Origin of the sequence: Microbispora rosea (genome assembly GCF_900156315.1) — a bacterium.
Lineage (GTDB): Bacteria > Actinomycetota > Actinomycetes > Streptosporangiales > Streptosporangiaceae > Microbispora > Microbispora rosea.
Window position 1 is genome coordinate 40,976 of the sequence record NZ_FTNI01000042.1, and the last position, 12,760, is coordinate 53,735.

The window sequence follows — 12,760 nt, forward strand, 5'->3', positions numbered from 1 at the left end:
TCAGGTGCGCCGTCGGTAGGCCAGCACCGCGAGCGGCGCGAACACCACCGCGATCGCCGCCGTCCACAGCAGCGAGATCGGCACGGTACGGCCCAGCGGCAGATCGAGCATGAGGCCGCGCGCCGCGTCCGACAGTCGCGTCACCGGATTGATCCTCACCCAGGCCTGCAACCAGCCGGGCAACTGCCCGGTCGGGACGAACACGTTGCTGCCGAAGGTGAGCGGGACGATCAGGACGAAGCTGAACCCGCCCACGCTCTCGGGACTCCTCGCCAGCAGCCCGACGAGCGCCGCCGGCCAGCACACCGACAGCGAGAACAGCAGGATCAACCCGCAGGCGGCCAGCACGGAGAGCGGCGCGGCGTGCGGCCGGAACCCGAGGACGGCGCCGACGGCGAGGACCACCAGCAGACAGATCGCGTTGCGCACCACGTCGCCGAGGACGCGACCGATCAGCGGGGCCGCGCGGGCGACCGGCAGGCTGCGAAACCGGTCGTAGATCCCCGACCGCACGTCGGAGTTCAGCCCCGCGGCCGTGTTCATCGACGAGAACACCAGCGCCTGCACCGCCACTCCGGGCAGCACGTACCGCAGGTAGGCGTGCCAGTTCCCCGCGACCGCGTTGCCGAACAGGAACGTGAACAGCACCACGAAGGTGATCGGTATGAGCGACAGGTCGAGCAGTTGGTCCGGCGAGTGCCGGATTTTCAGCAGGCTCCGCCAGGCGAGCGTGAACCCCTGTCGCAGCGCTCGCAGGGGCCGGTGACGGCCCGCCCGCTCGCCCTCCTCAGGAACGGTTTTCAGTGGCCTCATGACCCTCCGAACCGCCGACCCGCCCGGTCCCGCTCCGTCCCGCGTCACGTGCCGTCCCCCATCCGGTCCGGCTCCGGCCCCGGTCACTTCTCCACCTCCGGCCGCCCTGCGCCGCGCCCCGTCAGGGCGAGGAACGCCTCATCCAGGCTCGCGAGGCGGAGGCCGAGCTCGGTGACGGCGACGTCGTCGGCCTCCAGGCGGCGGGCCGCGGTGGCCAGGGCCACGGTGGCGGACCGGCCGGGCTCGATCGGGGCCGAGACGAGCCCGCCCTCCCTGGCAGGCCGCGACCCGGTCGCCTCCGCCACGATCTTCGCCACCGCGTCCGTGTCCGACGGGTCGGCCGGCCGTACGTCGAGGGTCTGGCCGCCCACCTTCGCCCTGAGTCCCGAGGGGGTGCCGACGGCGACCACCCGGCCCTGGTCGAGCACCACGATCTCGTCGGCGAGCCGGTCGGCCTCCTCCAGATATTGGGTGGTGAGCAGCACGGTGGTCCCCTCGGCGACCAGCGCACGGATCATGCTCCACACCTCGCCGCGAGACCGTGGGTCCAGCCCGGTGGTCGGCTCGTCGAGGAACAGCACCCGAGGGTGCCCGACCAGGCTCAGCGCCAGGTCGAGGCGGCGGCGCATGCCGCCCGAGTAGGTCTTCACCTGGCGCCGCGCCGCCTCGGTCAGCTCGAACCGCGCGAGCAGTTCCCCCGCCCGGTGCCGGGCCGCCGCACGAGACAGGTCGAGCAGGCGGGCGATGAGCACCAGGTTCTCCTGCCCGCTCAGGTCCTCGTCGACCGCCGCGTACTGGCCGGTCACCCCGATCAGGTCGCGCACCCGCTCCGGCCGTCGCAGCACGTCGATCCCGGCCACCTCCGCCCGCCCCGCGTCGGGCCGCAGCAGGGTGGCGAGCACCCGTACGGCCGTCGTCTTGCCCGCGCCGTTCGGCCCGAGCAGCCCGAGGATCGTGCCGGGCGGCGCGGCGAGATCGACCCCGTCGAGGGCGGTCGTCCGCCCATACCGCTTCACCAGGCCCTCGGCCCGGATCGCGTGCATCGTCGAGTTCATGCCACCGAGGCTGGCCCGAGCCGCTGACACGGCGAGCACACCGTGAGCACACGGCGAGCACACGGCGAGCACACGGCGAGCACGCCGTGAGCACGCGAGCCGTGCCCCGAATGCGTTTGTCCGCCATCGAGGCATCGCACTACCGTGCCAACGTGGATCTCTTCGCGCACTCGTGGGCGGCGTTGCGCAGGGCGGTCGCCGAACTGCCGGACGAGGACTTCGCGCGGCCGTCCGGCTGCGCCGGCTGGCTCGTACGGGACCTCGTGTGCCATCTGGTGATCGACGCTCAGGACGTCCTGATCACGCTGGCGACCCCGGAGGAGACGGAACCGACCCGTGACGCGGTGACCTATTGGGAGGTCTCGGCGACGCCGCCGACCGGCGACGATCCGCTCGACGCGCTGATCGTCCGGCTGGCCGCCGCCTACGGGGAGCCTCGGCTGCTCACGTTCCACCTCGACGACGTCGGCTCCGCCGCGGGCCGTGCCGCGGGGCTCGCCGACCCGCGACTGCGGGTCGGCACCCGTGGCGAGGTTCTCACCGCCGGCGACTACCTTTCGGCGTACGTCCTGGAGTGGACGCTGCACCACCTCGACCTGGTCGCAAACCTCCCGGACGCGGCGGGACCGCCCGCCGCGGGGCTCGCCCGGTCCCGCGAGATGCTGGAGAAGATCGCCGGCGCCGCCTTCCCCGCGTCGTTCTCCGACAAGGACGCGCTGCTGGTCGGCACCGGGCGGCGTGCCCCGGCCGACGCCGAGAAGGCGGAACTGGGCGACCTGGCCGCGAGGCTCCCCCTCGTGCTCGGCTGATCGCCCGGGCGCGCGCCTACAGGGCAGGGGCCGTCGGGGCGAGGCCGAGGGCGGCGAGCGCGGCCGCGCCGCGGAAGGCATGGCCGCCTCCGGCGAGCACCAGGGTCCGTGCGGACTGGTAGCGGCAGCCGGCGGCGTCGAACGCCTCCGCCGTGGCGAGCAACGCCTCCTGGTCGCCGTCGAGCAGGGCTCGGGCCCGCTCCACGATCGCACCGGCGACCGGGTTGCCGGCCACGGCGGTCCGGGCCTCGGCGAGGCAGTCGCGGGCGCGGGGGCTCCCGGCGAGCACGGCGGCCTCGGCGCGCAGCGCGACATACCAGTGATGCCAGATCCAGGTCACCCACTTCCACACCTGCCTGGGCTCGGGGGCCGTCCGCTCCAGCGCCTCCGGTGCCTGCCCCCGGTGGAGCAGGAGCATGGCGTCGAAAACCGCCCCGTAGCCGTAGACATGCTCCGGCGAGGTGCCGAGCCGATCCATGATCTCCCGCCATTCGCGCCGGGCGTCGTGGTCGTCGCGCAGGCCGTGGATCATCGCCACACCTGCCGCCGCCGGGGCGAGGATGGACCGGGCGGGGCTGCCTGCCCGCCGCCACGCATCGAGGAACCGGACGCTGCCGGTGAGCACCTCGTCGACGTCGCCCGCCAGCGCGGAGACCATCAGCAGCCGGCAGGTGGCGCGGTGACCGCTCTCCGCCAGCGACGGGTGATCGGCCAGCTGCCGTGCCCAACGGCGGGCGCGCGGCACATCTCCCGCGCCGAGGCTGGCCTCGGCGGCCACACCGAGCGCGTCGATCAGCTCGTGGGTGCCGGCCGGCGAGATCGGCAGGGACGCCAGGAGCGTGATCCGGCGGCGGGCCGTGGCCGCGGTGGCGAACGTGTCGCCGGCCCAGCTCTGCGCGCCGGTGAGCGCGTCGAGTGCGGCCGACTCGGCGAGCGGGTCGCCGGTCCGGTGCGCGAGCTCGACCGCGCGCTCGGCGCGCGCGACCGTCTCCGGCACGGCGTTGCCGGCCGGTCCCTGGACGGCTCCGAACGCGTCGGTGAGCACCGCGGCCTCGGCCAGTGCCACCGCGGCCTGCGCGGCCGGGTCGTCGCCGGCCGGCTCCCGTGCTTCGGTGATCAGCGCGAGCGACTCCTCCTGGGACGGGAGCCGTACGAACGTGGTCGAGAACCGGAAGGCGATGGTGGCGGCGGTCGCCAGGTCGGCGGCGGCGCCCGCGGTGTCGCCCGCGCCGCGCGCGGCCTCCGCGGCCGCGAGACGCAGGCGGTACATGTCATCGCCGGTCGTCCGGCAGCCGGCCACGGCCGCGGCCTGCCGGAGCATCGACGCGGCGACGGAGGGGTCGGCCGCGAGCTCGGCCGCCTGTTCGTAGCGCCGCTGGGACTCGCCGGTCAGGTGACGGGTGAAGGTGAGCTCCGCCAGGTGCCGGGCGAGCTCGCAGGCGTCCGCGCGCTGCTCCGGCCGCTCGGCCGCCCACGCCAGGGCCGCGCGCAGGTCGTCCGCCACCAGGTCGAACCGGGCCCGCCAGTCCTGTCGCACCACTGCCAGGGCGGCGGCCTCGGCCAGACACCAGCGAAGGTGCCGGGATCGGGCGTCCACCAGCTCACCGGCCTCGGCGAGCCGCTCCGTCGCGTACTGGCGGATGGTCTCCAGCGCCCGATACTCCGTGCCGCCCGGGGAGGCCGCCACCACCAGCAGGCTCTGCTCGGCGAGCCTGGCCAGTCCGTCGGCGACCAGGCCCGCCTCCGAGCCGGTCACCTCCGCCGCCGCGGCGGCGGTGAACGGCGCCGCGAACACCGACACCCGGCGCAGCAGCGCCCGGTCGGCCGGCTCCAGCAGGGCGTGGCTCCAGTCCAGCGCCGCCCGCACCGAACGGTGCCGCTCGTCGGCGCGGGAACCGCCGGTGAGCATCCGGAGCGGATGGGACAGGGCGGCGATGATCCCGTCGAGACCGAGCGTGGGACACCGAGCGGCGGCGAGCTCGATCGCCAGCGCCATTCCGTCCAGTCGCTCGCAGATCGAGGTGACCTGGTCGCGCAGCGGAGGATCGAGCGGCGATCCCACCGCCGCCGCCCGCTCCATGAACAACGTGACCGCGTCCGGCTCGCCGCCGACGGTCAGCGACAGCGGGGGGACCGCATACACCCGTTCGAACGGCACCATCAGCCGTGCCCGGCTGGTCGCCAGCACCGTCAACCGCGGGCACCTCGCCAGCAGCCGCTCGATGAGGAGGGCCACCCCGTGCACCACGTGCTCGCAGTTGTCCAGCACCAGCAGCGCATGACGGTCGGCCAGCGCGGCGAGCACGGACTCCGTCATGTCGCGGCCGGGCTGCTCGCCGAGGCCGAGCGCGCCGGCGACCGCGGTCGCGACCATGTCCGGATCGGTGACCGGGACGAGGTCGACGAACCACACCCCGTCGGGGCGTTCGCCGGCCGCCTCCGCCGCCACCGCCAGCGCGAGCCGGGTCTTGCCCACGCCACCGGGACCGACCGCGGTCACCTGGCGATGTTCCCTGATCATCCGGGTCAGCTCGGCGCGCTCGCGCACGCGGCCGACGAACGAGGTCGGCGGGGACGGCAGTACCGGCGCCGGACGCGAGGGCGCGGCGCCGGCCGGCTCGGGCGCGTGCCGGGCGAGCGCCCGCCGATCCTGCACCTCCAGCTTGCGCAGCAGGGAGGAGACGTGGCTCTCCACGGTACGCACCGAGATGGACAGCCGTGCCGCGATCTCGGCGTTGCTGAGGTGGGCTCCGATCAGTTCCAGCACCTCGGCTTCCCGAGGCGAGATTTCCACTCCTGTCACCACTGCCCCATCTTGTCGCATGCCCTCCGTACCCGATCCGCGGTGACCACAGAGCGCGGTCCGTGCCGTCGATCCGTGGCCGGTTTCCGTGATCACCACGGATGTGGGCCGGCCGTGCCGCGAGCAAAGCTGTGGACACGCGAACGGCGGGTCGGTGCGACCCACGACCACAGGAGTGACCATGACCGGCTCTTCCACCCAGGGCATCACGACCGTGCTGCATCCCGTGTCCGACCTGACCAAGGCCAAGGCGGTGTACGCGGCCCTGCTCGGTGTCCCTGCGCAGACGGACTCTCCCTACTACGTCGGTTTCGACGCCGGGGGCCAGCACATCGGGCTGGTGCCGGGCGGTGGACCGCAGGGCATGACCTCGCCGGTGGCCTACTGGCAGGTGCCGGACATCGAGGCGAAGCTGGCGGAGCTCACCGCCGCGGGCGCCACCGTGAAGGAGTCCGCGCACGAGGTCGGCGGCGGACGTCTGGTGGCCACCGTCACCGACCCCGACGGCAACGTCCTCGGCATCCTGCAGGACCGCTGAACGCCGGCCTCCGCCTGCCCTATCCGCCCTTGGCGGCGGCCGAAGAGACGACGACCCCCTCGCTGAAAGGACCTCCCATGACCTCCTTCGAATCCGTCACCCTCGAAGTTCCCGACCCCGCGGCCGCGGACGTCTTCTACGAAGCCTTCGGTCTGGGCTCGTACGTGAACGTACGCGCCTCGGATGCGCCGACGACCGGCTTCCGCGGGTTCGCGCTGTCCCTCGTGGCATCCCAGCCGGGCAACGTGGACGCCCTCATCGGCGCCGCCCTCGACGCCGGCGCCACCACGCTGAAGCCGGCCACGAAGAGCTTCTGGGGCTACGGCGGCGTCGTACGCGCTCCGGACGGGACGATCTGCAAGATCGCGACCTCGAACAAGAAGGACACCGGTCCTGCGGCCCGGCACGTCGACCAGGTCGCGCTGCTGCTGGGAGTGGCGGACGTCAAGGCGAGCAGGCGGTTCTACGTCGACCACGGCCTGACCGTGGCGAAGAGCTTCGGCGGCAAGTACGTCGAGTTCGACACCCCGGCGTCGCCCGTCACGCTGGCTCTCTATCCGCGCCGCGCCCTCGCCAAGGACACCGGTGTCTCCCTGGAGGGCGCCGGATCGCACCGGATCGTGATCGGCGGCGCTGCCGGGCCGTTCACCGACCCCGACGGGTTCGTCTGGGAGGCCGCGTCCGTCTGATGGGCCGAGCAGGGCGGCGTGCTCGACCAGGTGGCCATGGAGAGCCGCGTCGCGCTACTCGGGCCGCCGGCCCGGCTGCGGGCAGCCGTTCACCGTCGGCGCGCCGCACGGCGACGCGCCGGAGTGAACCCCGTGGCGTCAGGCCGGGGGGACGTTCTGGTTGAGCCGGAACAGGTTGCCGGGATCCCAGGTCCGCTTGATCCGGGCCAGCCGGTCGTAGTTGTACCCGTAGGCCCGGCGAACCCCCTCCGGCCCCTCGTCGCCGAGGTGGTTGACCTCCACCCCGGTCGCCCACGACCGGGTCGCCGTCCAGGTCCGGTCGGCCCAGTCGACGTGCCGGCGCGCGTCCTCGTCGCCCGTCCGCCAGGCGGCCCCGATCTCCAGGCAGTAGGAGGCCTCCCGGTGCCGGAAGGCGCTGGCGTCCGGGGCGACCCTGCCCGCGGCGCCGCCCATCGGCAGGAGGAGGACCCCGCTGTCCGGCGAGGTCAGGCCGCCGCCGGCCTCGACCACGGCGTCGATCAGGTCGCCGGTCGGCTGTCCGCCCAGGTGAGAGCGCATGTGGTAGGGCGTGGGCCGTCCCTGCGCGTCGAACATGTGCTGGAGGACCTCGAACGTGGTCGGCTCGACCAGGTCGGCGAAGGGCCTGCCGGCTCCGCGCACCGCGGCGAGCGCACGCTCCCCGTCGGCGAGGGGCCCGACATGACACATCGCCAGCGCGAGCACCGGCCTGCCGTGCAGCTCCTCCGGCACGAACGGCGCCGGCGGGGCGGCGAGGACGGCGGCCGCGACGTTGACCTCGTCGGGAGCGGAGGCGCCGTACTCGGATACGAAGCGGAGCACGTCGGCCGCGTCGTCCAGCCGGTGCAGGACCATCCCGGCGAGCAGCGTGTCGACCTGGTGCAGGCGCAGGGTGAACTCGAGGACGATCCCGAGATTGCCGCCGCCGCCGCGCAGGCCCCAGAACAGGTCCTCGTTCTCGTCGGCGCTCGCCCGGACGACCCGCCCGGAGGCGGTGAGGACGTCGGCCGCGACGAGATTGTCGCAGGCCAGCCCGAAGATCCGGGAGAACCAGCCGTTGCCCCCTCCCAGCGTCAGCCCGGCGACGCCCACGTCGGCCACGTGGCCGCCGACCGGTGCGAGGCCGTGGCGCGCCGTCGCTGCGGCGAGCTCGCCCCATCGGACACCGGGACCGACCGCGGCCGTCCGCCGGTCGGCGTCGACGGCGATCCGCTTCATCGGACCCAGGTCGAGGACAAGGCCTCCCTCGGTCGTCGAGAAGCCGGGGAAGCCGTGCCCGCCACCGCGTACGGCGAGTTCGAGACCGGTCTCTCGGGCGAGGGCCAACGCAGCGACGGCGTCGGCCCGGGTGCGGCAGCGGGCGATCGCGGCGGGTTTGCGGTCGATCGCTTGGTTCCAGACGCGGCGGGCCGACTCGTAACCCGCGTCCTGAGGCAGGATCACCTCGCCGTCGAAGCCGTCGGCCAGGTTGCGTAACGCGATCTCGGGGTGCACGTCCCCTCCCTTACCTGGGCACACGGAGCCGACGGTCACGCCTCCCCGACGTCCCGGAGCCGCCGGCGGCAGGACCGTCCATGAGGACATCGCGGTGGATCTTGGGGTCGTTCCGCCGAGATGGGACGTCCGCGGCGGCAGGCGCACCTTTCGGCCGTCCTGAAAGCCCAGTAAGGGGTGATTGTTAAATCGAGTTGAACTCTTTGCCCCGGTATTGCCTACCTCGGCAAGATCCACCACGATACGTCCCCGGAGTTCACCTGAACCCCACTAATCCCTTTCCCCCCTGTGGGTACCTGTTTGCCCACATAGGAGAGCTTGTGTTACTCCCGCACATGCGGCGTGCGGTCCTGATCGGGACCGCCGCCCTCGCCCTGCTGCTCCCGCAGAACGCCGCGTCCGGCGCAGCATCGGCCACACCCGGACCGGACAAGGTCGATCGGGTGGTCCAGAACGACCTGTCCGCCCACGGAAAGGCCACCTTCTGGGTACGGCTCAAGGACAGCGCCGACCTCGGCGCCGCCCGTATGGCGAAGAAGAAGAACGACAAGGGGCGGCAGGTCTACCGGCTGAAGTCGGAGACCGCCGCGTCCTCCCAGGCCGGCCTGCGCAGGCTCCTCACCAGAGCGCACGCCGATTTCACCGCCTTCTGGATCGTCAACACCGTAAGGGTGACCGCTGACGCGAAGCTGGCCGCCGAGATCGCCGAGTTGCCCGAGGTCACGGCGATCGAGCCGTCCCGCACGGTGCCGCTGCCCGACCCGCAGCCGGCCACGGCGAAGGCCGCGACCGCCTCCGTCGAGTGGAACGTCGACCGCGTCAACGCCCCGAAGGTGTGGAACGAGCTCGGCGACCACGGCGAGGGCGTCGTCATCGCCAGCATCGACACCGGCGTCCAGTGGGACCACCCCGCCCTGGTCTCCCACTACCGCGGCACCCAGCCGGGCGGCGCCGTCGACCACAACTACAACTGGTTCGACCCGGCGCACGCCTGCCCCGGCCAGGCGCCGTGCGACGACCGCGGCCACGGCACCCACACCGTGGGCACCATGGTCGGCGGGGACGACGGCGCCAACGCGATCGGCGTCGCCCCCGGAGCCACGTGGATCGCGGCCAAGGGCTGCCTCCTCACGGGGTGCCCCGACTACGCGCTGCTCGCCGCCGGGCAGTGGATCCTCGCGCCCACCGACCTGAACGGTCAGAACCCCCGTCCCGACCTGGCGCCCGACATCGTCAACAACTCCTGGGGCGGCGAGGGCATCGACCTCTGGTACAAAGACATGGTCGAGGCGTGGGTCGCCGCCGGCATCTTCCCCGCCTTCTCGAACGGCAACGCGGGGTCGGACTGCGACACCACCGGCACGCCCGGCGGGTACGTCGCCAGCTACAGCGCCGGGGCCTTCGACTCCAGCGGCAAGATCGCGTACTTCTCCTCCAGGGGCCCGGGCGAGAACGGCGAGATCAAGCCGAACATCTCGGCCCCCGGCGTCGACATCCGCTCGGCGGTGCCCGGCAACGGGTACGGGCTGAAGTCGGGCACCTCGATGGCCAGCCCGCACGTCGCCGCGACCGTGGCGTTGATGTGGTCGGCCTCCCCCTACCTGCGGGGTGACATCGAGAGCACGCGGGCGCTGCTCGACCACACGGCGACCGACGTCGACGACGAGGGCTGCGGCGGCACTGCCGCGGACAACTTCGTCTGGGGCGAGGGCATGCTCGACGCGTACGCGGCCGTCAAGGCGACCCCGGCCGGCGAGCTGGGCACGCTGACCGGGACGGTCACCTCCGGCGGCTCGCCCCTCACCGGTGCGACCGTCGAGGTCTCCGGCCCGCTGGACCGCAGCGTCTCCACCGCGCAGGACGGCACCTACAGCCTGCCCCGCCTGCTCAGCGGCGACTACGAGCTCACCGTGCGGAAGTTCGGCTACGACGACGTCACCCGGACGGTCACCGTCGGCACCGATGAGACCGTCACCGAGGACGTCGCGCTCACGGCGGAGACCCTGAGCACGGTGTCGGGAACGGTCACCAGCGTGGGCCTGCCCGAGGTGGGCGCCACGGTGACCGCCGCGGGCACGCCGGCCACGGCCGTCACCGACGCCCGGGGCCACTACGAACTGCTGCTGCCGCACAAGACCTACGACCTGAAGGTCGCGGCGGACTCCCTGTGCGCCGAGGACGCCACCGTGCCTGTCACCGTGACGGGCGAGATGACCAGGGACATCGAGCTGGCGAGCCACATCGACGGGTTCGGCCACACCTGTAGGAGCGGCGCCGAGCCGTACGTCGAGGGCACCCACCTGGAGCCCCTCACCTACGACGACGAGACCCAGCGGATCACGCTGCCGTTCGCCTTCCCGTTCTACGGCAAGACCTACACCAGCGGCCTGGTCAGCACCAACGGGTTCCTGAGCTTCGGCGACAACACCTACGCCTTCCCGACCCATGTGCCACTGCCCTCCGGCAACGACCCGAACGCCGCCATCTATCCGTACTGGACCGACCTCGGGCTGTTCGAGGGCGAGGGCGGACTCTACACGGCCACGATCGGCGCCGCGCCGAACCGCACCTTCGTGGTGGAGTGGCGCAACGCCCGGTTCTTCGGCGTGGACGCGGTCATCTCGTTCGAGGCGCTGCTCGGCGAGGACGGCTCGGTCGGGTTCCGCTACCGCGGGATCGACAGCGACTTCAAGGCCGGGGAGAAGGCCACGATCGGCATCGAGAACGACGACGGCACCGACGCGTTCCAGTACTCGTCCGACCGCCCGGTCCTGCGTGAGGGCCAGAGCCTGACCGTCGCGGCCCGCGGGCACGGGCTGGTCGCCGGCACCGTCACCGACGCCAACGACGGCGGCCCGCTGTCCGGCGCGACCGTCAAGGTCGACGACGTCGCCTTCACCACGGGCCCCGACGGCGCCTTCCTCGGGCAGGTGCCCGCGGGCGACCACCACGTGGAGATCTCGGCGGACGACTACGGCACCCTCACCAAGGAGGTCAGCGTCGCCGCCGGCGGGCGGACCCGGGTGGACGCCGCCCTGGCCACCGGCCGGGTCACCGCGTCCACGGGCCAGGTCACCCTGGTGATGCCGGCCTCGGCCACCAGGAACGCGACCTTCGAGCTGTCCAACCCGGGCTCCGACGCGACGTACACCGTCGAGAACGACCCGGCGCAGACCTGGCTCAGCGTGACGCCGGCGAGCGGGAGCATCAAGGCGGGCGCGTCCGTGACGCTCCGGGTCACCGCCTCAAGCGCGCGCCTGTCCCCGGGCGCCGTCCGCACCGGCGTGCTGCTCGTACGCTCCTCGAGTGGCCGGGCGCCGGTCGTCCCGGTCAGCGTGGTCGTCGTGGTCCCGAAGGTCCAGGTCGCCGTCGAGGCGGGCGGCGACGGGAACGTGGTCGACGCGGCCGGCGACACGTGGACGGCCGACCGGGAGTACACCCCGGGCGGGTACGGCTACGTGGGCGACGACACCAAGGCGAAGACCTCGCCCACCGATGTCGAGGGCACGTCCGAACAGGAACTGTTCCGCAGCGCCCGCGAGGGCATGCGGGCCTACCGGTTCGACCGTCTTCCTGACGGCGTCTACACCGTGGAGCTGGGCTTCGCCGAAACCCGGCACAAGAAGGCGGGCAAGCGCGTCTTCGACGTCGAAGTCGCGGGCGCCCCGGTCATCCAGGGGCTCGACCTGGCCAAGGAGGCCGGCGAGAACACGGCGGTGACGCGCCAGTACACGGTGCGGGTCACCGGCGGCCGGCTCGACGTGGTCTTCCGGCCCCACAAGGGCGACCCCATCGTGAACGCGATCCGGGTCACCGAGCGTCCGGACAAGGCGGGCGCGTAACCGCCTCCGCTCCGAGACCGGCCCGCCCCTCCGGCGGGCCGGTCTTCCCGCACCGCATACTCGTGAGGGCGTACCTGCGGTGCGCCGGAGCGCTGCTCCTCGCGGCCTGCGGTCAGAGCGCCTTCGCGCGGCGCGGTGGCCAGGGCGGGCGCTTCAGTTCGGTATCCGGCGGGGGGCTGACGCGGCCGGCGGATTCTTGAGTGTCCGGCTTGACGATTTCCGCGCGGGCGTGCGATTCTGATTGCGGGATAGAGGTTGACAATTCCGGTACGTGTGGACATTTGTGTGCAGTCTGCTTTATGCTGCCCTTTCACGCTCGCCCTCGGCATCCCATTCCTTCCTGTCGAGTGAGCTGTCATCGGGCGCGCGTGCAGTCAGTCCGCGAGCCCCGGAAGGACATCTGTTGGCAGCCTCGCCCCACGCTCTCGCCGTACCGCCCGTTCCTCGTCGCGTCTCCTTCGCGCGTATCGAGGAGCCGCTCGAAGTGCCCGACCTTCTCGCCCTGCAGACCGAGTCGTTCGACTGGCTCGTGGGCAACGAGCGATGGAAGGGCCGGGTCGAGGCGGCTCGCCAGGCTGGGCGCAAGGACATTCCGCCCCAGTCGGGTCTCGAAGAGATCTTCGAGGAGATCAGTCCCATCGAGGACTTCTCCGGAACCATGTCTCTGTCGTTCCGGGACCACAGGTTCGAGCCGCCCAA

Annotated in this window: 9 protein-coding genes; 5 read left to right on the forward strand and 4 right to left on the reverse strand. The window is 72.6% G+C overall.

Annotated elements, in window-relative coordinates; all coding sequences use genetic code 11:
- Both BXA11_RS37955 and BXA11_RS37960 read right to left on the reverse strand, forming a co-directional pair.
- On the reverse strand, positions 1-813 hold the full coding sequence (locus BXA11_RS37955; RefSeq protein ID WP_076442528.1) for an ABC transporter permease: 813 nt from the start codon (positions 811-813) through the stop codon (positions 1-3).
- 83 nt (positions 814-896) lie between these two features.
- Positions 897-1,868 carry an ATP-binding cassette domain-containing protein gene (locus BXA11_RS37960; protein ID WP_083744870.1) on the reverse strand — a complete coding sequence of 324 codons (972 nt, stop codon included), beginning with the start codon at positions 1,866-1,868 and terminating at the stop codon, positions 897-899.
- Positions 1,869-2,020: 152 nt separating this feature from the next.
- Between BXA11_RS37960 and BXA11_RS37965 the strand changes: the two genes are divergently transcribed.
- Entirely contained in the window at positions 2,021-2,677 is a 657-nt protein-coding gene (locus BXA11_RS37965) for a maleylpyruvate isomerase N-terminal domain-containing protein (RefSeq protein WP_076442548.1), read from the forward strand.
- A 16-nt stretch (positions 2,678-2,693) separates the two neighbouring features.
- Here BXA11_RS37965 and BXA11_RS37970 read toward each other — a convergent pair whose 3' ends face one another.
- On the reverse strand, positions 2,694-5,471 hold the full coding sequence (locus BXA11_RS37970) for an ATP-binding protein (protein ID WP_239105309.1): 2,778 nt from the start codon (positions 5,469-5,471) through the stop codon (positions 2,694-2,696).
- 190 nt (positions 5,472-5,661) lie between these two features.
- Between BXA11_RS37970 and BXA11_RS37975 the strand changes: the two genes are divergently transcribed.
- Together BXA11_RS37975 and BXA11_RS37980 are read left to right on the forward strand one after the other, a co-directional pair.
- On the forward strand, positions 5,662-6,018 hold the full coding sequence (locus BXA11_RS37975; RefSeq protein ID WP_030511914.1) for a VOC family protein: 357 nt from the start codon (positions 5,662-5,664) through the stop codon (positions 6,016-6,018).
- A gap of 77 nt (positions 6,019-6,095) precedes the next feature.
- Positions 6,096-6,707 carry a VOC family protein gene (locus BXA11_RS37980; protein ID WP_076442535.1) on the forward strand — a complete coding sequence of 204 codons (612 nt, stop codon included), beginning with the start codon at positions 6,096-6,098 and terminating at the stop codon, positions 6,705-6,707.
- A gap of 138 nt (positions 6,708-6,845) precedes the next feature.
- Here BXA11_RS37980 and BXA11_RS37985 read toward each other — a convergent pair whose 3' ends face one another.
- Entirely contained in the window at positions 6,846-8,219 is a 1,374-nt protein-coding gene (locus tag BXA11_RS37985) for an FAD-binding oxidoreductase (RefSeq protein WP_076442537.1), read from the reverse strand.
- Positions 8,220-8,554: 335 nt separating this feature from the next.
- Between BXA11_RS37985 and BXA11_RS37990 the strand changes: the two genes are divergently transcribed.
- Together BXA11_RS37990 and BXA11_RS37995 are read left to right on the forward strand one after the other, a co-directional pair.
- Positions 8,555-12,061, forward strand: coding sequence for a S8 family serine peptidase (locus BXA11_RS37990; RefSeq protein ID WP_076442539.1), 3,507 nt, complete (start codon positions 8,555-8,557; stop codon positions 12,059-12,061).
- Positions 12,062-12,464: 403 nt separating this feature from the next.
- On the forward strand, positions 12,465-12,760 hold a 296-nt coding region (locus BXA11_RS37995; protein ID WP_143734765.1), incomplete at its 3' end, for a hypothetical protein.

Bases quoted from the DNA above. Each gene is read 5' to 3' on its own strand.
- BXA11_RS37980 (WP_076442535.1), top strand. From the start codon at position 6,096: ATGACCTCCTTCGAATCCGTCACCCTCGAAGTTCCCGACCCCGCGGCC.
- BXA11_RS37975 (WP_030511914.1), top strand. From the start codon at position 5,662: ATGACCGGCTCTTCCACCCAGGGCATCACGACCGTGCTGCATCCCGTG.
- BXA11_RS37960 (WP_083744870.1), bottom strand. From the start codon at position 1,868: ATGAACTCGACGATGCACGCGATCCGGGCCGAGGGCCTGGTGAAGCGG.
- BXA11_RS37990 (WP_076442539.1), top strand. From the start codon at position 8,555: ATGCGGCGTGCGGTCCTGATCGGGACCGCCGCCCTCGCCCTGCTGCTC.
- BXA11_RS37955 (WP_076442528.1), bottom strand. From the start codon at position 813: ATGAGGCCACTGAAAACCGTTCCTGAGGAGGGCGAGCGGGCGGGCCGT.